The following is a 21,083-nucleotide window of genomic DNA, read 5'->3' on the forward strand; positions in this document are numbered from 1 at the left end:
GGTGCCTTTCGCAGTTCCGAATGCCGGGGCCGCCCCTGAGGGCCCCGCGCGGTGCCGGGCCCCGCCCTGCCCGGGCGGGGGCGCGCAGTTACTTCAGCCAGCCGAAGGAGGCGGCGCTGCCGTTGTCGCCGGGCTTGTACTCGAGCCCGACCAGGCCGTCGTATCCGCCCTTGTCCAGCCGCTCGAAGAGGTCGCCGAAGTCCAGGGACCCGGTCCCCGGCGCCCCGCGCCCGGGGTTGTCGGCGATCTGGACGTGCGCGGTCCGGTCGAGGGAGTTCTCGATGACGGCGGGCAGGTCCTCGCCGTTCATGGACAGGTGGTACAGGTCCATCAGGAACCGCGCGTTGTCCAGGCCGGTGGCCGTGTTGACCGCGTCGACCACCTCGAGCGCGCGGGGCGCGCTCACCAGCGGGCACTTGGGCGACTCGGGAGCGTTCAGCGCCTCGATGAGCAGCACCGCCCCCACGCGGTCCGCGGCGCGCGCGGCCAGCCCGAGGTTCTCCAGAGCGAGCGCGTCCTGCTCGGCCTCGGAGGCTCCCTCGACGCGGTTGCCGTAGAGGGCGTTGAGCGCCTTGCATCCCACGGACCGGGCGAAGTCGGCGGTCACGTCGATGTTGGCGCGGAACTTCTCCGACTCCTCGCCGGGCACGGACAGGGCGCCGCGGTCGGGTCCGGGCAGCTGGCCCGCGTAGAAGTTCAGCCCGGTGAGCTGCACCTGGGCGTCCTCCAGCGCGCCGCGCAGCGCGTCGAGCTCGGAGGGCTCGGGCACGGGCGCGTCGACCCAGGGCCACCACAGTTCGATCTTGTCGAAGCCCGCGGCGGCGGCTGCCGCCGGGCGCTCCAGCAGGGGCAGCTCGGTGAAGAGGATCGAGGCGTTGACGGTGAACCGGTCCGAGGAGACCACTGCGACCGCCCTCCCTTCCGTCGGGGACCGTAGAAGATTTCGTATCGTGAAACTTGTTTTCTGCTCATTGGAAGATTGCGGTGTCGGTGCCGGTCCTGTCAAGAGCGGATCTGCTGCCACCCCGCCGGGCGACCCGACGGTCGGGGGATGCGCCGCGCACCTCGGGGCGAGCCGGGTCCGGCGCCTCGGGGTCGGCCCGGGGCAGGGCCCCGGTCGCGACCCGGTCCGGGGCGGCGCCGGGTCGCGACGGGCTCGCCCGTGGAGGTCGCGGACCCCGCGCCGGTGCGCAGCGGCCCGTACGGCCCGGGAGTCCACGGGCCGGACCCGGCGCCCGCTCGTCCGGGCCGCGCGGGTACGGGGGCAGGGGGGGCGGGCCGGGGTGCCGCACACGTGCCGGGATCGCTCCGGGCCGGTTTCCGGTGCCGGCGGTCGGACGCCTGGTCTCCGGGTCCTTCAACTACCGTGCCGAGGAGGCCTGTTGCCGGGGCGGCGACGGCGCGACGCGGAGGGTTCCGGACGCAACCCCCGTGCGCCGGCGGCGTATTCTCCAGGTACCTGTACCTGACCGGTACACCGGTGCCACACTGTTGTGACCGCCCAAACACCCTTGGGAGTCGGAATGACCGCCATGATCCAGCCGTCCGGTGACGCGTCGCGAGGGGCTGCGCAGGAGCAGTCGAACGGTCCCACCGCGCTGCGGATCATCCTGGGCGTCAAGCTGCGCAGGCTCCGGCAGGACCGGGACATCAGCCGGGAAGCCGCCGGACGGGCCATCCGCGGCTCGCACGCGAAGATCACCAGGCTGGAGCGCGGCCAGGTCGGGGCCAAGGAGCGCGATCTGCGCGACCTGCTGACGCTCTACGGCATCCACGACCCGGACGAGCGCGAGGAGTTCTTCGGCCTCGCCCGGCAGGCCAACTCGCCCGGCTGGTGGTGCCAGTACTCGGATGTGCTGGAGGACTGGTTCGAGCTGCACCTCGGGCTGGAGGACGCGGCGTCGGTGATCCGCACCTACGAGGTGCAGTTCCTGCCCGGACTGCTGCAGACCGAGGACTACGCGCACGCCGTCAGCAGGCTCGGCTATCCGAACACCGAGCCGCGCAAGGTGGCCCGGATCGTCGCGCTGCGCATGGCCCGGCAGAAGCTGCTGCACCGGCCCGAGCCGCCGCGGCTGTGGGCCGTCGTGGACGAGGCGGTGCTGCGCCGCCCCTTCGGCGGCACCGAGGTGATGCGCGAGCAGCTCGAGCACCTGCTGAAGATGATCGAACTACCGCACATCACACTGCAGGTCGCGCCGTTCGAGGTGACGGCCGCCGCGGCCGGCACCCCGGTGACCCTGCTGCGCTTCGTCGACCACGATCTGCCCGACAAGGTCTACCTGGAGCACCTGACCAACGCCGTCTACCTGGACAAGCCCTCGGAGATCGACCAGTACACGCTGATCATGGACCGGCTGTGTGCGGAGGCCCGGCAGCCCGCCGAGACGGCCGCCTTCATCGAGGACATGCTCGCCGAGCTGCGCTGACCTGCGGCGGGCCAGGGCGTTCTCGGTACTGTGGGGCCATGGAGCGATTGCGAGTGGAGTTCACCACCGAGCCCTTCGACCTCGACCAGGCGCCGGAGCACGCGGTCGTGGCGCGGGAGGTCGTCCAGTCGGCGGCACTGGATGCCGTGGACGTCGGTCCGTTCGGCAACACCGCCGAAGGCTCGGCCGACGCGGTGCTGGGCGCGGTCACCGCACTGCTGCGCCGCTCGCTGGAGGCCGGCGCGACCCGGGTCTCCCTGCAGGTGAACGTGATCGGGGAGGGCGAGGACTGATGGGGGAGGACGCGCGCGCCTCGGGTCATCCGTTCGTCGTCGCGATCAAGCCGCTGGTGGACGCCATGGGTGGGGCCATGGTCGCCCCGCAGGAGGCGCAGGGCGACGATGTGGTCCTCGCCTGGGAGGGCGAGGACGTGGTGGCCGTGCGGCTGCCGCATCTGTCGGACTCCCTCGACCACATCCTGGCGGAGCTGGAGAGGCGGCACGGGGTGCCGCTCGCGGAGCTGGACCGCAGGACCAAGCAGTCGGTGGTGCGGATCCTGGAGACCCGGGGGGCGTTCTCGGTCCGGCACGGTGTCGAGACCGTCGCCGGTGCGCTGGGTGTCTCGCGCTTCACCGTCTACAACTACCTCAACCGGGAGAACGGGCGCTCCACGAGCTGAGGTGTGCGCGCTCCGGAGGAGGCTGCGGAGGCTCTCCGGCGGGCGTGCGGGCCTTCCGCGGTGCCGCCTGTGGGGCTTCCGTATGGCGGGTGCTGTTTTCCGGGATGCCGAAAAGCATTCAACAAAGTGTTGACGTGGTGTGGCCTGAGGACTTAGCTATTCCCAGCCCGAACAGCACCACGGCCACGGAGGTCCCGTGACTTCGCGCTCGACGCCAGGTCTCACCTGGTTCAACTCCGCAGCGGACGCCGAGGCGCGCGCCGCGCTCCATGAGATGTGCGCCGCCCGGAGCTGGGGGAGCGCGCTGCTCGCCCGGCGTCCGTACGGCACCGTCGAAGCCCTCTTCGTCGCGAGTGACGAGGCCACCGAGGCCCTCACGGACGACGGGCTGGCCGAGGCCATGGCCGGGCATCCGCCCATCGGCCGCCCGAAGCCCGGCGACCCCACTTCCTCCCGTGAGCAGCGGGGGATGGCCGGGGCCTCCGAGGAGCTGAAGGCCGAGATGCTCGAACTCAACCTGGCATACCAGGACAAATTCGGGCATGTGTTCCTCATCTGCGCCACCGGCAGGAGCGCCGAGGAGATGAGGGACGCCGTTCGTCACCGGATCGACAACACTCCGCAACAGGAGCGGGAGATCGTGCGGCGGGAGCTGGCGAAGATCAACCGCCTCCGGCTCTCCCGTCTCGCGGAGGAAGGAGCCCCCACGGCATGAGCGACGCGACGAGCACGTCGGTGTCCACCCACATCCTGGACACCAGCCGCGGCCGCCCGGCCGCCGGGGTCGGGGTACGGCTTTCCGTACGCCAGGGCGACGAGCAGGCCGGATGGGTCGCGCACGGGGTGTCGAGGACCGACGCCGACGGGCGCTGCAAGGACTTTCCGGCGCTGCCGGAAGGCACCACCCACGTCCGGTTGTGGTTCGAGACGGAGCCGTACTTCTGCGGCGGGTCCGACTCGGAGCGACCGGAGGTGGCAGAGCACAGTTCGAATCCGCGCAGCCAGCGCGAAGCCGCGGAACAGCAGGACGCCCCCCGCGTAAGGGACAGCGCGCCAGGCAGCTTCTTCCCCGAGGTGACCATCGTCTTCGCGGTGCACCCGGGGGAGCACTACCACGTGCCGCTGCTGCTCAACCCGTTCGGCTACTCCGTGTACCGAGGGAGCTGACACCATGCCCACGATTCTCGGCCAGAACCAGTACGGCAAGGCAGAGAACCGCGTCGTCAAGATCACGCGGGACGGCGACACCCACCACATCAAGGACCTCAACGTCTCGGTCGCCCTCAGCGGCGATCTGGACGACGTCCACTACTCCGGCTCCAACGCCCATGTGCTGCCGACCGACACCACCAAGAACACCGTGTTCGCCAAGGCGAAGGAGCACGGGATCGAGTCGGCCGAGGCGTACGGCGTCCTGCTGGCCCGGCACTTCGTGGAGAGCTGCGAGCCGATCAGCAGGGCGCGCATCCGGATCGAGCAGTACGACTGGGAGCGCATCGAGACCTCCGACGCCAACTCGAAGTTCATCGGCGCCGACGAGGTCAAGCACTCCTTCGTGCGCAAGGGCCAGGAGATACGCACGGCCCAGATCACCTTCGACGGCGAGCGCGTCGAGGTGCTCTCGGGCCTGAAGGAGCTGACCGTCCTCAACTCCACCAACTCGGAGTTCTGGGGCTACGTCAAGGACCGGTACACCACGCTCAAGGAGGACTACGACCGCATCCTCGCCACCGAGGTGGCCGCCGTGTGGCGGCACAACTGGACCGGCACGGCCGGGGAGCGGACGCCCAACTGGGACAAGTCCTACGCGCAGACCAAGCGGCACATGCTGCAGGCGTTCGCGGAGACCTACTCGCTCTCGCTCCAGCAGACGCTTTACCAGATGGGTTCGCGCGTCATCAACAGCCGGCCCGAGGTCGACGAGATCCGCTTCTCGATGCCGAACAAGCACCACTTCAAGGTGGACCTGTCGCCGTTCGACATCAAGAACGAGGCGGCCGACGGAGCCGTCTACTACGCGGCGGACCGGCCGTACGGCCTGATCGAGGGCACGGTCCTGCGGGACGGGGTCACCCCCCGCATCCCGGTGGACATGACCAACCTCTGATCTTCCTCACCCTGCCCCGCCCCTCCCGGAACCCGCTCCTCGGGGCCCGAGCCCCGAGGAGCCGGGCGGGGGCGGGACAGGGACCGATCCCAAGCGAGGAACCCCCATGGCCGACACCGGACCACCACAGCCACCACCCACCGGGCGCGTCGTGATCGAGAAGTGCGCGATCGCGACCGTCGACGCCGAGGACACCGAGTACGCGAGCGGCCACCTCGTCGTCAACGGCAACCGGATCGAGTCCCTCGGCCCGGGCGACGCGCCCGAGGGCCTGGCGGACGTCACCCGCCGCATCGACGGCACGGGCCACCTCCTCACCCCGGGCCTGATCAACACCCACCACCACTTCTACCAGTGGCTCACCCGCGGTCTGGCCCAGGACTGCAACCTCTTCGACTGGCTCGTGACCCTCTACCCCGTCTGGGCGCGCATCGACGAGGAGATGGTGCACGCCGCGGCCCGCGGATCCCTCGGCATGATGGCCCGCGGCGGCGTCACCACCGCGATGGACCACCACTACGTCTTCCCGCGCGGCGCGGGCGACCTGCTGGGCGCCGAGATCCGCGCGGCCGGTGAGCTGGGTGTCCGCTTCACCGCGGCGCGGGGTTCGATGGACCGCGGCGAGTCGGACGGCGGGCTGCCCCCGGACTTCGCCGTGGAGACCCTGGAGGGCGCGCTCGCTCAGACCGAGAAGGCTGTCGACGCACACCACGACGCCTCCTTCGGCTCGATGCGGCATGTCGCCGTCGCGCCCTGCTCCCCCTTCTCCGTCTCCACCGAACTGATGCGGCAGAGCGCGGAGCTGGCCCGCCGCAAGGGTGTGCGGCTGCACACCCACGGCTCGGAAACGGCGGAGGAGGAGAAGTTCTGCCATGAGCTGTTCGGCATGGGCCCGACCGACTACTTCGAGTCGGTCGGCTGGCTGGGCGAGGACGTGTGGATGGCCCACTGCGTCCATATGACCGACGCGGACATCGCCGCCTTCGCCCGCACCAGGACGGGCGCGGCGCACTGCCCCTCGTCCAACGCGCGGCTGGGCGCGGGGATCGCCCGGGTCCCGGACATGCTGGACGCGGGCGTCCCGGTCGGACTCGGCGTGGACGGTACGGCCTCCAACGAGTCGGGCGAGCTGCACACCGAGCTGCGCAACGCGCTGCTGATCAACCGGCTCGGCCCGCGCAGGCAGGACGCGCTGACCGTGCGCGCGGCCCTGCGGCTGGGTACCCACGGCGGCGCCCGAGTGCTCGGCCGGGCCCAGGAGACCGGCTCGCTGGAGGCCGGGAAGCTGGCCGACCTGGTGCTGTGGAAGCTCGACGGCATCGGGCACTCCTCCATCGCCGACCCGGTCGCCGCCCTCGTGCTGGGCGCGGCGGCACCGGTCACCCTCTCCCTCGTCAACGGCCGGCCGGTGGTCGAGGACGGTCACCTCGTCCGGGCCGACGAGGAGGAGATCGCCGGCACCGCACGGGACGAGGCGCGGCGCCTCGCCCGGATCGCGGCCGACGCGGGCTGACGCTTTCGCCGCGCGGCCGGAGCACCGCTCCGGTACCACCCCACAGACACCGGCCGGGAGGGACGGCTCCCGGCCGGTTCGACCCCCCATCCGGACTCCTGTCATGTTCCGGACACCAATGACGGGCGCACCAGTAGGACATCGCACCGACAGCACCACCTTGCACAGCGCAACACCTCCGGAAAACGAGTGCCACACGGCGCAGACAGCGACAGGAGGACCCCGTGGCCAAGACGCCCAGGTTCACCAGGCAAGGAAAGACGGCGGACGGCAGTGGGGACGAACCGGGCCGCGGCTCGCACGACCCCGACCAGCAGCAGCCCGCGGCGCAGGAGAAGCACCCGGTCGACCAAGGCATGCCGCCGCTCAAGCTGTTCACCACCGGCCTGCAGCATGTGGCCGCCATGTACGCGGGAGTGGTGGCGCCGCCGCTCGTCATCGGCGCGGCCGTGGGCCTCTCGCCGTCCGAACTGACGTTCCTCACCGGGGCCAGCCTCTTCATGGCCGGCATCGCCACCCTGCTGCAGACGCTCGGCTTCTGGAAGGTCGGCGCGCGGCTGCCCTTCGTCAACGGCGTCACCTTCGCCACCGTGGCGCCCATGCTGGCCATCAACAAGTCCGAAGGCCCCGCCGACGCGCTGCCGGTCATCTTCGGCGCGACGATGGTCGCCGCGGCGCTCGGCTTCGTCATCGCCCCGTTCTTCAGCAAACTCGTCCGCTTCTTCCCGCCGGTGGTCACCGGCAGCGTCATCGCCCTCATCGGCGTCTCGCTGATGCCCGTCGCCTTCAACTGGGCCCAGGGCGGCAACGCGAAGGATCCCGACTACGGCGGTTTCGAGAACATCGGCATGGCCGGTGCCACCCTGCTGATCGTGCTGCTGCTGCGCCGGTTCACCTCCGGCTTCCTCAAGCAGATAGCCGTGCTGATCGGTCTCGTCGTCGGCACCCTGATAGCGATACCGGTCGGCATCACGGACTTCACCGCGGTCGAGCAGGCCGACCTCGTCGGCTTCCCCACCCCCTTCCACTTCGGCGCCCCGCAGTTCGCACTCGCCGCGATCATCTCCATGTGCGTGGTCATGCTGGTCTCGATGACCGAGTCCACCGCCGACATGCTGGCTCTCGGCGAGGTCGTGGACCGCCCCTCCGGGGAGAAGACCATCGCCGCCGGGCTGCGCGCCGACACCCTCGGCTCCTTCGTCAGCCCCTTCTTCAACGGCTTCCTGTGCAGCGCCTTCGCGCAGAACATCGGCCTGGTGGCGATGACCCGCATCCGCAGCCGGTTCGTGGTCGCCACCGGGGGCGGCATCCTCATCGTCATGGGCCTCTGCCCGCTCGCCGCCGGGCTGGTCGCGGCCGTGCCGCAGCCGGTTCTGGGCGGCGCGGGCGTCGTACTGTTCGGCTCCGTGGCCGCCAGCGGCATCCAGACCCTGCTCAAGGCGGACCTCGGCAAGGACAACAACGTGCTGATCGTGGGTACGGCGCTGGCCGTCGGCCTCATCCCGATCGCGGCGCCGGACTTCTACCACGCGTTCCCCGAGGGCGCGAAGATCATCCTCGACTCCGGGATCTCGACCGGCTGCGTCACCGCCGTCGTCCTCAATCTGGTCTTCAACCACCTCGGCCGCTCCCGCCGCGACGACGAGGTGGTGGCCCACCCCATGGAACCCGGCGAGGGCATCCCGCATCCGAGGGAGGGCGCCCCCGCGTAGCCCGACCGCGCGGAAGCGCAGAGACGCAGAGACGCAGAGACGCAGAGATACAGCAGTGCGGCAGTGCGCCACCGGCCGGTGGCGCACTGCCGCACTGCCGCACTGTCGCGACGGGACCGCCGGGCCCTGGCCCACCGGGTCCGCTCCGCGGCCGTCAGCCCTCCACGGCCTGCCAGAAGTGCGCGAGGATCTCGTCCATGAAGGCCCGGCCCGCGTCGCGGGACGACGCCGAGGCCGGCTGCCCCCAGCCGAGGGAGGCGGCCGTCGTGGAGTGGTACGCCGCGTGCAGCGCCCGCAGCCCGTCCGCGACGTACTCGCGCGGCAGCGGCACCAGCGCGCAGACCGGATCCGTGTACGCCTGCCACCGGGTCGCCGCGGCCTTCCGCAGCAGACGGGCGAGTTCCTCGTCGCGCCCGGTGAACTCGATCAGCGCGGGTACCGGCAGCCGCAGCACCGCGCCCAGCGCGTCGGCCTGCCTGGCGTTCCCCGGCCAGCCGCCGGATTCCTCGACGGCGGCGTAGTCCTCGGGGGACATGCCGATCTCCCGCGCGACATCGGTCAGCGAGACACCTCGCGCCAGCCGGTACTCGCGCAGCGTGCCGGGGTTGCCCATCAGATCGGCTGCCGAACACCACAGCGCGCCCGCGAGCGCGGCCAGATGCCGCTCGTCGGGCGCCGCCGCGCCGGCCTCCCACGCCGCGACCGTGCGGGCGTCGGCCCCGGTCCCGTAGGCGGCACGCATGCCGTACGCGACATCCTCCGCGGAGAGCCCCAACTCCTCGCGCAGCCGCCGTGCGGCCGCGCCGTCGAACGAACTTCCTGCCTGCCCCCGTGACGTGCCGTAGTGCATGCGCTCACCGTACGGAGCCGGATCCGCGGCTGCCTACAGTGCGTTCACCCGAAGCCCCGGCTCGTAGAAACCTCCACCGACGTGGGCGGATACACCGAGACGAGGCCATCGGCCGCGCGCGGCGGTCCCGTCCCCGGGAGCGCGCCGCGCCCGCGTCGGCTCCGGGAGACACCCGCGGCGATGCCCCTGCCCGTGCTGCCCCCCTTCTCCGCCTTGTGCCCGATATGCTGCGGTTTGCTCGACAGGAGACCCACGAAGGGAAGCACCGCATGCGGACGGAGGCCGAGCCGCAGGAGGAGGCGGAACCGCAGCGCGGATTCACCTTCCCGAGCGCGCTCACGGTGCTCGCACTCGTGACCCTGCTGGTCTGGGCGGTGGCGTTCTTCGTCCCCTCCGGCAGCTACGACCGCGACGCCGACGGTGCGCCCGTACAAGGGACCTACCACCGCGAGCCGTCCGGACTCGGCCTCACGGACCGGTTCAGCGACCTCTTCCTCTCCCCGGTGAACGGCCTCTACGGCCTGCAGGACACCAGGACCGGGCGGATCGGCCCCGACCTCACCGGAGAACTCTTCGGCGCCGCCGGGGTGTTCCTCTTCGTCCTGACCATCGGCGCCTTCATCGCCGTCGTCTTCGCCACCGGCGCCATGGACCGCGGAATCGGCCGCCTCGCCCACCGGCTGCGCGACCGGGGCGTACTGCTGATCGCCGGCGTGATGCTGGTCTTCTCGCTGCTGGGCACCGTGGAGGGGTTCGCCGAGGAGACGCTGGGGTTCTACGGACTCGTCGTCCCGCTGATGCTTGCGCTGGGCTACGACCGGATGGTGGCGATCGGCACCATCGTGCTGGGTGCCGGGATCGGGGTGCTGTGCTCGACCGTCAACCCCTTCGCCACGGGAGTGGCCTCCTCGGCCGCGGACATCTCGCTCGGGGACGGCATCGCACTGCGGGCGCTGATGTGGGTGGTGCTGACCGCGGTCACTGTCGGCTATGTCGTCCGGTACGCGCGCCGGGTGCGGGACCACCCCGAGCGCTCCCTCTCCGGCTACCGGCCCGGCGACCGGGAGCAGGCCGCGGTGCGCGACGACGCTGCCGAGCCGCCGCCGCTCACCGGGCTGCACATCCTCGTCCTGGTCGCCGTCGCGCTGGTCTTCGCCTTCATGATCTTCTCGGTGATCCCCTGGGCCGGCGCGCTCACCGGGGACGCTCAGGCCGCTCCCTACAGCTGGGAACTGGGCTGGTCCTTCCCGCGGTTGGCCGCGCTCTTCCTCTGCGCCGCGATCCTGGTGGGAGTGCTGACGCGGATGGGGGAGCAGCGGTTCACCAGCACCTTCGTCCGCGGCGTGGGCGAGTTCGTCCCGCCGGCCCTGGTGATCGTGCTGGCCCGCGGGGTGACGGCGATCATGAACAACGCCAAGATCACCGATACCCTGCTGCACTCCATCGAGGGAGCGGTCACCGGGGTCCCCTCGGCGCTCTTCACCGTCATGATCTACGTCGTCAATCTGCCCCTCGCCTTCCTCATCCCCTCCACGTCCGGCCACGCCACCCTGGCCATGCCGGTCCTGGCACCCCTCGCCGACTTCGCGGGGGTCTCCCGCGCGGTCGTCGTCACCGCCTGGCAGGCGGCCAGCGGCTGGATGAACCTGTGGGTCCCCACCTCCGCCGTCATCATGGGCGGGATCTCCCTCGCCAGGGTCGGCTACGACCGGTATCTGCGCTTCGCACTCCCGCTGCTGGGCCTGCTGGCCCTGCTGATCACCGGTTTCCTCGCCCTGGGCGCGGTGCTGACGTAGCGGACCCAGGTTTGCGCCGCCCCAGGATGGGCAGCGGAAACCGGATGAGTACGGGGACGCGCGAAGGGGGACTCATGGCGGTCACACTGGGTGAGGAAGTGGCGCTGCTCGCGCTGGACGACCACTCCGGCGCCGCGAAGAACCGATCCGCCGCCGGCTGGGCCGTCGCCGGTGGCGTGCTGCTGGACCTGACACTGGCCGGCCGGGTCGCCGTCGTCGACGAGCGGCTCACCGTGACCGACCCGACGCCGACGGGCGACGCGCTGCTGGACGGGCGGCTGGCGAAGATCGCCGAATGGGCCGAACGCGACACCAAGGCCAAGGTCGGCGACTGGCTGGGCAAGGACCAGGCCAAGGCGCTCGAGGCGGCTGTCGAGAACCTCTGCGCACGCGGCGTCGTCACCGAGCACAAGCACCGCACACTCGGCATCTTCACCACCCGCCGCTACCCCGAGGTGGACGGCACGGCCGAACGCGAACTGCGGCACCGGCTGGAGGACGTCGTACGCTACGGCGCGGAGCCGGACGAGCGTACGACCGGGCTGATCGCCCTGCTGCACGCCGCCCGCCTGCACGCGGTGGCCTTCCCGGGGGTCGCCCGGAAGCAGGTGGCTCCCCGGATGGAGGCCATCGCCGAGGGGCAGTGGGTTGCCGAGGACATCCGCCAGGCCATCCAGGACATGCAGGCGGTCCTGGTCGCCGTCATGACGGCGACCACGGCGGCGACCACGGTCGCCACGATGTGACGCCGGTCGGCCCCGGGCCCCTGCCGAGCCGCAGGGTCCCGGGGCCGACCGGCGTGACCGACGGCACCGCGGATCGCACCCGCGGACGGCACGGGGGCGGGACCGGTCACCGGCGCCGCACGTTCCGGCGCTCCCAGGCCTCTTCCGCGCGGACCGGCACCCTTCGTGCGGTGCCCCCCGGCGCTTCCCCGGTGCTTCCCGGGCGTTTCCCCGGTGCTTCCCGGGCGAGGCTCCGGTGCGGAGTTCCGGACTTCCGCCCGGGACCCCGCACGGTGCCCGGTCGCCTCAGCCGCGCAGGGCCGCGTAGGCCGGAGTGGTCAGGAAGTCCTCGTACTGCTCGTCGAGGGCCACCCGCAGCAGCAGGTCGTGCGCCTCCTGCCAGCGGCCCGCCGCGAAGGGCTCCTCGCCGATCTCCGCGCGGATCGCGGCGAGTTCGTCGGCCGCGACCTGGCGCGCCAGCTCCGCGGTGACCTGCCGGCCGTCGTCCAGGACGACGCCCGCGTTGATCCACTGCCAGATCTGGGAGCGGGAGATCTCCGCGGTGGCCGCGTCCTCCATCAGGTTGAAGATGGCCACCGCGCCCAGGCCGCGCAGCCACGCCTCGATGTAGCGGATGCCCACCTGGACGGCGCTGCGCAGGCCCTCGGAGGTGGGGCGTGCCTCCAGCGAGTCGACCGCGATCAGGTCGGCGGCCTTCACCTCGACGTCCTCGCGCAGCCGGTCCTTCTGGTGGGGGCGGTCGCCGAGGACGGCGTCGAAGGACGCCTTGGCGACCGGCACCAGGTCCGGGTGGGCGACCCAGGAGCCGTCGAAGCCGTCCCGCGCCTCCCGGTCCTTGTCGGCCCGGACCTTCTCGAAGGCGACCTCGTTGACCTCCGCGTCCTTGCGGGAGGGGATGAAGGCCGCCATGCCGCCGATCGCGTGGGCCCCGCGCTTGTGGCAGGTGCGCACCAGCAGTTCGGTGTAGGCCCGCATGAACGGCGCCGTCATCGTCACCGCGTTGCGGTCGGGCAGCACGAACCGCGAGCCCGCGTCCCGGAAGTTCTTGACGATGGAGAAGAGGTAGTCCCAGCGGCCCGCGTTCAGCCCGGCCGCGTGCTCACGCAGCTCGTAGAGGATCTCCTCCATCTCGTAGGCCGCGGTGATCGTCTCGATCAGGACGGTGGCGCGGACGGTGCCGTGCGGGATGCCGCAGTACTCCTGCGCGAAGCCGAACACCTCGTTCCACAGCCGCGCTTCCAGGTGCGACTCGGTCTTGGGCAGGTAGAAGTACGGCCCCTTGCCCAGGTCGAGCAGCCGCTGCGCGTTGTGGAAGAAGTAGAGCCCGAAGTCGACCAGCGCGCCGGGCACCGGCTGCCCGTCGCACTCCAGGTGCCGCTCGTCCATGTGCCAGCCCCGCGGCCGCACCACGACGGTGGCCAGTTCCTCGGCGGGGCGCAGCGCGTAGCTCTTGCCGGAGCGCTCGTCGGTGAAGTCGATGCGCCGCTCGAAGGCGTCGCTCAGGTTGAGCTGGCCGCCGATCACGTTCTCCCAGGTGGGCGCCGAAGCGTCCTCGAAGTCGGCGAGCCACACCTTCGCGCCCGAGTTGAGGGCGTTGATCGTCATCTTGCGGTCGGTGGGGCCGGTGATCTCGACCCGGCGGTCCAGCAGCGCGGGCGGGCAGTCGGCCACCCGCCAGTCGCCGGCCCGCACCTCGGCGGTCTCCGGCAGGAAGTCCAGCGTGCTGGTGCGGGCGATCTCGGCGCGCTTTTCGGCGCGGCGCGCGAGCAGTTCGTCCCGGCGCGGGGTGAACCTGCGGTGCAGCGCGGCGACGAAGTCGAGCGCGGCACCGGTCAGAACCTCGTCCTGCCTCTCGGGCCGCTGCCCTGGCTCGACGCCGACGATTTCCAGCGGGGAGGGCGCTGGTGCGGACATGGTGGGTCACTCCTTCAGCGAGCGGTGTGCAGAGGCCGCCGGGCGAGGTCCGGTGCGGGGCGGCACGGGGTGCCGCGACCCGTGCCTGGCGCACGGAACGCGGGCATGGGCGCCTTCGGGACAGGAAGACGCTTCTGATCAGTGGAGATTAGTTTCCTCATAGTGGAACTTCAAGAGTTTGTTGACGTCGAGATATCTCTCACCCCGATCTGTCCCCGGAACGACTCCTTCCGCTGTCCTCGGGTGCCACGCCGGCCGCTCGGGGCGCCCGCCCATCCCCTCGGGGTCACCCCGCCTCCGGCCGCACTGCGCCACCCTCGTCACCCGTGCGCCCCTGTCCGGCGCCCCGTGCCCCCGAGCCCGGTACGGGTGCCGCCGAGCCCCGGGCGGCGGCACCTACCGCAGGCGGTGCAGGTCGTCCGGGGTGTCGATGTCGGACGGATCGGCGAGATCCGCGCACTCCACGAGCGCCAGCGCCTCCTGCCGCTCCCGCAGGTACCCGCGCGCTCCCGAGTCCGCCAGTGCGCTGCGTGCGACGCCGGTCCAGTGCGCCGAGCCCAGCAGCACGGGGTGGCCGCGGCGGCCGCCGTACGCGGCGGCGGCGAGGGTGGCCGGGGAGCGGTAGGCGGTCCGTACCCGGGCCACCGCGTCCGCGCCGATGCCCGGCTGATCCACCAGGGACACCAGGACCGCCTCGGCGCCGCGGTCCGCCCCGTCGCCCCCTGCGGCGGCCCCCGCCGCGGACACGGCCGCCAGTCCCGCCCGCAAGGAGCTCCCCATGCCCTGGGCCCAGTCCGGGTTGTCCACCAGTACGCAACCGGGCAGGGTCGCCGCCTCCCGCACCCGCTCACCGGCCGCGCCCAGCACCACGTACACGGGGCCGCAGCCGCCCTCCCGGAGGGCCCGGGCCGCGTGCTCCACCAGAAGTCCGCCGGAGTGCCGCAGCAGCGCCTTCGGGCGGCCGCCCAGCCGCCGCCCCGCCCCGGCGGCCAGCAGCAGCCCGGCCACCCGGGGCGCCGTGCCGCACTCGGGGTCGTGGGATGTCTGTCCGCTGTGCGCCATACGTTCATGGATATCGCACGTAAGAGGGATGGGGCCGTCATCCTTGGGGATGATCATCGGAAAGGCGACCCGAAATCTTGCGTTCCGTGTGGCGGCACACGCGTAGAGTGGCGTTTACTGTCGGAACCTCCGACAGGAGCGGTCACTTCCTCGGAGGAAGGCGGAAATCCCGTGCCTGAAGGCGCGGGACATCCCATGTGGGGGGAGAACGTGCGAAGCGAGGCTGTGGGTGAGCGGCGGTCCATGACCGCCGGGCACGACACCGGCGCCGACCCGCGGGTCGAGGCGCTGGGCCGGGCCGTGCAGCGGATGCGGCGGGCGCTGGACGCGCACCCCGCCGAGCTGCCCGACCGCTGCGAGGCCGAGCGCGGGCTGGACGCGCTGGCGGCGGCGGTCCGCTCCGGAGCGCCCGCAGCCCAGGAGCTGCGGTATCCGCTGCTGCTGTTGGCGGCCGCCGTGGGCTCGGTGAGCGCCCTGGCGCGCCCGCTGGTCGGCGTCCGGGAGGCCGTCGAACTCTTCGGGACGGGCCCGCGCTCCGGGAGCTGAGTGCCACACCGATAGTGTCTGGGCGTCAGCAACGCGCAACGACTCCATCGGGGGCAGTGGTTCATGGTTGACGGGGCGGCGGCGCAGGTCTTCACTCCGCTCGCGCCGGACGATCCGGCGACGGTCGCCGGGTACCGGCTGGCGGCCCGGCTCGGCTCCGGAGGCATGGGCAAGGTCTACCTCTCCTACACCCCGGGCGGGCGTCCCGTCGCCATCAAGGTCATCCGCCCCGACTTCAGCGAGGACCCGGAGTTCCGCCGCCGGTTCCAGCAGGAGGTCCGGGCCGCCGAGCGGGTGCAGGGGCTGCACACTGCGCCGGTGATCGACAGCGACACCGAGGGCCCGCAGCCCTGGCTGGCCACTGCCTACGTCCCGGGTCCCTCGCTCGCGGACGCGGTGCTCGGGCACGGAAGACTGCCGGTGTCCACCGTGCTCTTCCTGGTCGCCGGAGTCGCCGAGGCACTCCAGGTCATCCATAGGGCGGGCATCGTCCACCGGGACCTCAAGCCCTCCAACGTGCTGCTCGCGGACGACGGACCGCGGGTCATCGACTTCGGTATCGCCCGCGCCGCCGACGCCACCTCGCTCACCAGCAGCGGGGTCACGATCGGCACCCCCTCGTTCATGGCGCCCGAGCAGGCGGCGGGGGAGCGGGTCACGGCGGCCACCGACATCTTCGCGCTGGGGCAGATAGCCGCCTACGCCGCGCTGGGCACCCCGGCCTTCGGCGAGGGCACCTCGCACGGGGTCCTCTACCGTGTCGTGCACGCCGAGCCGGCGCTGGAGGGTATCCAGGACGAGCTGCGGGAACTGGTCACTCGCTGTCTGGCCAAGCGCCCGGAGGACCGGCCCGGGCTCGATGAGGTGCTGCGGCTGTGCCAGGACGCCTCCGGCGGTACCCCACTGCGAAGGCCGGGGGACTGGCTGCCCTCACCGGTGGCCGCCGAGATCTCCCACCGCTCGGCGGCACCCGCGCCGTCACAGACTCCGCCGCACATGACTGCCGATGCGGCGCAGGACCCGACCCGGACGGCGGGCGCGGCCGCGGATACCGCTTCCTCCGCTGGTTCCCGCGCTGCCGCCGGGACGGCCCCGCTGACTGCTCAGGTGGCGCCCCCCCCGCGGCCGACCGGGCCGCGGCAGCCGCCCCCGGCGCCACCACCTCTCGCCGCCGTGCCCACCATGGCCGCCCGGTCGGTGGGCCCGCAGCCGTTTGTCCCGCCTGCCGGGGGCCCATATCCTCCGGCGGGGTACGTCCCGCACCGTCCGGCGGGTCCGGTCGGCCCGTACGGACCGGTTTACCCCCGTCCGCTGCAGCCGCGCCGCAAATGGGACCGGGGCAAGACGATCGCGACCGTGGCCGTGGGCGGGACGGTGCTCTTCTGGGGTGGCCTCCTGGCGATCGGCTCCAGCGCGTCGGGTGGCTCCGGCTCCGAGGCGGAACCCGAGGGTGCAAAGAAGCCGGACCCCAAGCCGGTGACGTACCAGGGCGTCAATGTGACCGATGACTACTTCCTGAGCTTTGCCGATGATCCGCTCAAGCCGAGGGAAAGTGGTCACGCCGACGGGAGTGAAGAACTGGTCTTCAGGGATTCTGCGTACGACAAGGACGACGAGCTGTCCGCCGGGTACGCCGGCAAGCTCGTCCTGCTCAACAACTCGCAGAAGGGTTCCCTCAAGACCTGCCGCGCTGAGACGCGCTTCGCCGACTCCGTAACCCTCGACCAGCTCTCGCGGGGTTCTCGGATCTGCGTTCTGACCGATTCAGGGCACGTGGCCCTGGTCACCTACCGGGGGCGCGCCCCGGAGTCGGACCCCAGCAGCTACGTCAAGCTGGACGTGAAAGTCTGGCGCAACGCGATCCCTGCCGAGGAGGACTAGCGGGGCCCCGGACCCGGGGTGTGCCTGCGGTCCGGACGGCGGGCCCGCACCGCGCAGGCCCGTGCGCGCGGTCGAGGCAGGCCGCATCCGCCCTGCTCGACCGCTGCGACGCCTCGCGCCCCGTACGGAGCTTACTGGGCGCCCGTGGCCAGCGCGGCCGACAGATCGCCGGCCACCTCGTGCAGCAGGGGGACGAACTTGTCCGTGGCCGCGTCGGTGACCCGGCCCGCGGGGCCCGAGATGGAGACGGCGGCGGAGGTCGGGGAGTCGGGCACGGAGACGGCGATGCAGCGCACGCCGATCTCCTGCTCGTTGTCGTCGGTGGCGTACCCGGCCTCGCGCACGTGCGCCAGGGCCTCCAGGAAGCCCTCCGGGGTGGTGATGGTCTTCTCGGTGGCGGCGGGCATGCCCGTCCGGGCCAGCAGCGCCCGGACCTGGTCGTCCGGGGTGTGCGCGAGGAGGACCTTGCCCACGCCGGTGGAGTGCGGCAGCACCCGGCGGCCGACCTCGGTGAACATCCGCATGGAGTGCCGGGAGGGCACCTGTGCGACGTAGACGACCTCGTCGCCGTCGAGCAGCGCCATGTTCGCCGTCTCGCCGGTCTCCTCCACCAGCCGGGCCAGGTAGGGGCGGGCCCAGGTGCCCAGCAGCCGGGCTGCGCTCTCCCCGAGCCGGATCAGCCGGGGGCCCAGGGCGTAGCGCCGGTTGGGCTGCTGGCGCACGTAGCCGCAGGAGACGAGGGTGCGCATCAGTCGGTGGATGGTGGGAAGCGGCAGGCCGCTGGCGGTCGAGAGCTCGCTGAGACCGACCTCGCCCCCGGCGTCGGCCATCCGCTCCAGCAGGTCGAAGGCCCGCTCGAGGGACTGCACCCCGCCGGTCGCGGCGGGCGGCGTGGCAGCCTGGGGGGTGGTTGTGTGCTCTGCGGACGGCGGCACGTCGCGTTCCTTTCCTGGCCTGCGGTCAGGCGCATGGTATCGGGGGCGGAGGACCGGGCGGCGGTCTCCCGCGCGGTCACCTCTCTCGTACACGCCCCGGCGCGGACACCGGTTTCCTGCTGCGACGCGTTCGCTGTCGCGCCCGGCCTTGGCGGCGCTCTTCTTCTGTATGGCGAAAGTCTAGTTCCATTTTGTGGAGTTCTCCAAGAGGGCGGCCCTTGACTGGTCCCCTCCCTCGCACGAAGATTCGTACAGCCGGTCTTTCAACAGAACGTTGAAGGGACGGTGAGGGTCCGAATGCGAGGGCTCGTGGAGTACGAAGGAGGTCGGTGTGTCCGACGTGCGGCTCGTCCTGCGCTCCCGGCGCGTGATCACCCCGGAGGGAGAGCGTCCCGCCGACGTCGCGGTCGACGGCGGCGGCCGGATCGCGGAGGTGTCGGCGCACGGAGCCCCGGTGCCGCCGGGGGCGGCGCTGGAGGACGTGGGGGAGGACGTGCTGCTGCCCGGCCTGGTCGACACCCACGTCCACGTCAATGATCCGGGTCGTGCCGAGTGGGAGGGCTTCTGGACGGCCACCCGCGCCGCCGCGGCCGGCGGCATCACCACACTCCTCGACATGCCGCTCAACTCCCTCCCGCCGACCACCACCGCCGGCAACCTGCGGATCAAGCGCGAGGTGGCCGGACCCAAGGCACACATCGACGTGGGTTTCTGGGGCGGCGCCGTGCCCGGCAACGTCGCCGAGCTGCGCCCCCTGCACGAAGCGGGAGTCTTCGGCTTCAAGTGCTTCCTCTCGCCCTCCGGGGTGGACGAGTTCCCCGAACTCGACCGCGCGCAACTCGCCGCCGCCATGGCCGAGATCGCCTCCTTCGACGGGCTGCTGATCGTGCACGCCGAGGACCCCGGCCGACTCGCCGCGGCGCCGCAGCGGAACGGCCCCGCCTACACCGACTTCCTCGCCTCCCGCCCCCGCTCGGCGGAGAACGACGCCATCGCGCTGCTGATCGAGCTGGCCGCCGAGCACGGCACCCGCGTCCATGTGCTGCACCTCTCCTCGGGCGACGCGCTGCCGATGCTCGCCGAGGCCCGAGCCGCAGGGCTCCGGCTGACCGCCGAGACCTGCCCGCACTTCCTCACCCTCACCGCGGAGGAGGTCCCGGACGGCGCGACGGAGTTCAAGTGCTGCCCGCCCATCCGGGAGCGGGCCAACCAGGACGCGCTGTGGCAGGCGCTGGCCGACGGCACCCTCGACTGTGTCGTCTCCGACCACTCGCCCTGCACCACCGACCTGAAGACCCCCGACTTCGGCACCGCCTGGGGTGGTATCTCCTCCCTCCAGCTCGGCCTGCCCGCCGTCTGGACCGAGGCCCGCCGCCGCGGGTTCGCGCTGGCCGACGTCGTCCGCTGGATGTCCCGGGAACCGGCGCGGCTGGCCGGGCTGGAGGGCAAGGGCAGCATCGCTCCGGGCCGGGACGCCGACTTCGCGGTCCTGGCACCCGAGGAGACCTTCACCGTGGACCCCGCCAGGCTCCACCACCGCAACCAGGTGACCGCCTACGCGGGCAGGACCCTGCACGGCGTGGTGCGTGCCGCCTGGCTGCGCGGCGAACGGGTCGCCGACCACGGAGTTCCCACCGGAAAGACCGGACGGCTCATCGAAAGGAAGACCGCATGACAGCGGCGCAGACCGCAGGCATACCCAGCTATACCGGAGACGCCGAGCCCTACTCGGGCGGCGACACCTACGCCGACTACCGTGCGCCGGAGGCAGGGTTCCCCTTCGCCCACCTTCCCGACCTGGCCGACCGCAGGCTGGGCGCCACTGTCATCGCGGCCAACGACGAGTTCTTCGCCGAGCGGGAGAACCTGCTCAACTCCGAGCGCCCCGAGTTCGATCCGCACGCCTTCCAGCACAAGGGCAAGGTCATGGACGGCTGGGAGACCCGCCGCCGGCGCGGCGCCTCGGCGTCGGAGCCCCACCCGGCCGCGGACGAACACGACTGGGCGCTGGTCAAGCTCGGCGCTCCCGGTGTGATCCGCGGCCTCGTCGTGGACACCGCGCACTTCCGCGGCAACTACCCGCCCGAGATCTCCGTCGAGGCCACCTCCGTGCCGGGGGCGCCCTCCCCCGAGGAACTGCTCGCCGACGACGTGAAGTGGACGACCCTCGTCCCCCGCAGCTCCGTCGGCGGCCACGCCGCGAACGGCTTCACCGTCACCGAGGAGCGCCGCTTCACCCACCTGCGGCTGCGCCAGTACCCCGACGGCGGCATCGCCCGGCTCCGGGTGCACGGCCAGGTGCTCGCCGATCCCGAATGGCTGGCCGCGCTGGGCACCTTCGATCTGGTGGCGCTGGAGAACGGCGGCCTCGCCGAGGACGCCTCGGACCGCTTCTTCTCCCCGCCGGTCAACAGCATCCTGCCGGGCCGTTCGCAGAAGATGGACGAGGGCTGGGAGACCCGCCGCCGACGCGACAAGGGGCACGACTGGGTCTCCTACGCGCTCGCCGGACAGGGCCGGATCCGCGCCGTGGAGGTCGACACCGCCTGCTACCGGGGCAACGCGGCGGGCTGGGTGAGCTTGGTGGGCAAGGACGGCGAGACGGGGGAGTGGGCCGAACTGCTGCCGCGCACCCGCCTCCAGCCCGACACCATCCACCGCTTCCTGCTGACCGACGCGCCCGCGGTCACCCATGTGCGGATGGACATCCACCCGGACGGTGCGGTCGCCCGCCTCCGGCTGCACGGCTCCCTGACGGACGAGGGGGCCCGCCGACTGGCGGCCCGCCACGCCGAGTCGAGCTGACCCCGCTGCCGGAGGGGTGCCCACGCGCCCCTCCGGCGTCGGACCGGTGAACGTGCGGCAAAACCCCGCGAGTTGGCATTGACACGCCCTCTACGCGCGTCACCATGG

19 protein-coding genes are annotated in these 21,083 nt (G+C 72.0%); 14 read left to right on the forward strand and 5 right to left on the reverse strand.

The window, feature by feature from the left end:
* Positions 1–88: 88 nt before the first annotated feature.
* The gene (locus ACFYNS_RS21385) at positions 89–904 is read right to left on the reverse strand and encodes a TIM barrel protein (protein ID WP_360301060.1); all 816 of its coding nucleotides are present in this window, start codon (positions 902–904) and stop codon (positions 89–91) included.
* Positions 905–1,523: 619 nt separating this feature from the next.
* Between ACFYNS_RS21385 and ACFYNS_RS21390 the strand changes: the two genes are divergently transcribed.
* The 8 genes from ACFYNS_RS21390 to ACFYNS_RS21425 all read left to right on the forward strand — a co-directional run bounded on the left by ACFYNS_RS21390 (position 1,524) and on the right by ACFYNS_RS21425 (position 8,440).
* On the forward strand, positions 1,524–2,429 hold the full coding sequence (locus tag ACFYNS_RS21390; RefSeq protein WP_360301057.1) for a helix-turn-helix transcriptional regulator: 906 nt from the start codon (positions 1,524–1,526) through the stop codon (positions 2,427–2,429).
* Positions 2,430–2,467: 38 nt separating this feature from the next.
* A complete protein-coding gene (locus tag ACFYNS_RS21395; protein ID WP_360301055.1) occupies positions 2,468–2,722 on the forward strand; it encodes a hypothetical protein in 255 nt (84 codons plus the stop codon).
* Positions 2,722–3,108, forward strand: a complete 387-nt coding sequence (locus tag ACFYNS_RS21400; protein ID WP_360301052.1) for a helix-turn-helix domain-containing protein — start codon at positions 2,722–2,724, stop codon at positions 3,106–3,108. The genes ACFYNS_RS21395 and ACFYNS_RS21400 overlap by 1 nt, the downstream gene beginning before the upstream one ends.
* Before the next feature lie 196 nt (positions 3,109–3,304).
* The gene (uraD, locus tag ACFYNS_RS21405) at positions 3,305–3,823 is read left to right on the forward strand and encodes a 2-oxo-4-hydroxy-4-carboxy-5-ureidoimidazoline decarboxylase (protein ID WP_388604548.1); all 519 of its coding nucleotides are present in this window, start codon (positions 3,305–3,307) and stop codon (positions 3,821–3,823) included.
* Positions 3,820–4,275: a hydroxyisourate hydrolase gene (locus ACFYNS_RS21410; protein ID WP_360301046.1), complete on the forward strand. Its 456-nt coding sequence runs from the start codon at positions 3,820–3,822 to the stop codon at positions 4,273–4,275. The genes uraD and ACFYNS_RS21410 overlap by 4 nt, the downstream gene beginning before the upstream one ends.
* A 4-nt stretch (positions 4,276–4,279) precedes the next feature.
* Complete coding sequence (gene pucL, locus ACFYNS_RS21415; RefSeq protein WP_360301043.1) at positions 4,280–5,215, forward strand: factor-independent urate hydroxylase; 936 nt, start codon at positions 4,280–4,282, stop codon at positions 5,213–5,215.
* A 106-nt stretch (positions 5,216–5,321) separates the two neighbouring features.
* Positions 5,322–6,728, forward strand: coding sequence for an 8-oxoguanine deaminase (locus ACFYNS_RS21420; RefSeq protein ID WP_388604550.1), 1,407 nt, complete (start codon positions 5,322–5,324; stop codon positions 6,726–6,728).
* 224 nt (positions 6,729–6,952) lie between these two features.
* A complete protein-coding gene (locus ACFYNS_RS21425) occupies positions 6,953–8,440 on the forward strand; it encodes a nucleobase:cation symporter-2 family protein (RefSeq protein ID WP_388604551.1) in 1,488 nt (495 codons plus the stop codon).
* A 154-nt stretch (positions 8,441–8,594) separates the two neighbouring features.
* Here ACFYNS_RS21425 and ACFYNS_RS21430 read toward each other — a convergent pair whose 3' ends face one another.
* Positions 8,595–9,290, reverse strand: coding sequence for a helix-turn-helix transcriptional regulator (locus tag ACFYNS_RS21430; RefSeq protein ID WP_360303603.1), 696 nt, complete (start codon positions 9,288–9,290; stop codon positions 8,595–8,597).
* A gap of 269 nt (positions 9,291–9,559) precedes the next feature.
* Between ACFYNS_RS21430 and ACFYNS_RS21435 the strand changes: the two genes are divergently transcribed.
* Positions 9,560–11,086, forward strand: a complete 1,527-nt coding sequence (locus ACFYNS_RS21435) for a YfcC family protein (protein ID WP_388604554.1) — start codon at positions 9,560–9,562, stop codon at positions 11,084–11,086.
* Between the two features lie 74 nt (positions 11,087–11,160).
* Positions 11,161–11,832, forward strand: a complete 672-nt coding sequence (locus tag ACFYNS_RS21440; protein ID WP_388604556.1) for a GPP34 family phosphoprotein — start codon at positions 11,161–11,163, stop codon at positions 11,830–11,832.
* 285 nt (positions 11,833–12,117) lie between these two features.
* Here ACFYNS_RS21440 and aceB read toward each other — a convergent pair whose 3' ends face one another.
* Together aceB and ACFYNS_RS21450 are read right to left on the reverse strand one after the other, a co-directional pair.
* Complete coding sequence (gene aceB / locus ACFYNS_RS21445; protein WP_388604558.1) at positions 12,118–13,746, reverse strand: malate synthase A; 1,629 nt, start codon at positions 13,744–13,746, stop codon at positions 12,118–12,120.
* Positions 13,747–14,142: 396 nt separating this feature from the next.
* On the reverse strand, positions 14,143–14,808 hold the full coding sequence (locus tag ACFYNS_RS21450; RefSeq protein ID WP_388604560.1) for an NTP transferase domain-containing protein: 666 nt from the start codon (positions 14,806–14,808) through the stop codon (positions 14,143–14,145).
* A gap of 210 nt (positions 14,809–15,018) precedes the next feature.
* Between ACFYNS_RS21450 and ACFYNS_RS21455 the strand changes: the two genes are divergently transcribed.
* On the forward strand, positions 15,019–15,354 hold the full coding sequence (locus ACFYNS_RS21455) for a DUF5955 family protein (RefSeq protein WP_388604562.1): 336 nt from the start codon (positions 15,019–15,021) through the stop codon (positions 15,352–15,354).
* Between the two features lie 63 nt (positions 15,355–15,417).
* On the forward strand, positions 15,418–17,235 hold the full coding sequence (locus ACFYNS_RS21460; protein ID WP_388604563.1) for a serine/threonine-protein kinase: 1,818 nt from the start codon (positions 15,418–15,420) through the stop codon (positions 17,233–17,235).
* 131 nt (positions 17,236–17,366) lie between these two features.
* Here ACFYNS_RS21460 and ACFYNS_RS21465 read toward each other — a convergent pair whose 3' ends face one another.
* Positions 17,367–18,170, reverse strand: coding sequence for an IclR family transcriptional regulator (locus tag ACFYNS_RS21465; RefSeq protein ID WP_360302278.1), 804 nt, complete (start codon positions 18,168–18,170; stop codon positions 17,367–17,369).
* A gap of 331 nt (positions 18,171–18,501) precedes the next feature.
* Between ACFYNS_RS21465 and allB the strand changes: the two genes are divergently transcribed.
* Positions 18,502–19,845 (forward strand): allantoinase AllB, encoded by a 1,344-nt coding sequence (gene allB, locus ACFYNS_RS21470; protein ID WP_360302280.1) that lies wholly within the window; start codon positions 18,502–18,504, stop codon positions 19,843–19,845.
* Entirely contained in the window at positions 19,842–20,975 is a 1,134-nt protein-coding gene (alc, locus tag ACFYNS_RS21475) for an allantoicase (protein ID WP_360302283.1), read from the forward strand. Before allB ends, alc begins: the two co-directional genes overlap by 4 nt.
* Positions 20,976–21,083: the final 108 nt, after the last annotated feature.

It is taken from the genome of Streptomyces sp. NPDC006925 (assembly GCF_042869575.1).
In the GTDB taxonomy this organism is placed as follows: domain Bacteria; phylum Actinomycetota; class Actinomycetes; order Streptomycetales; family Streptomycetaceae; genus Streptomyces.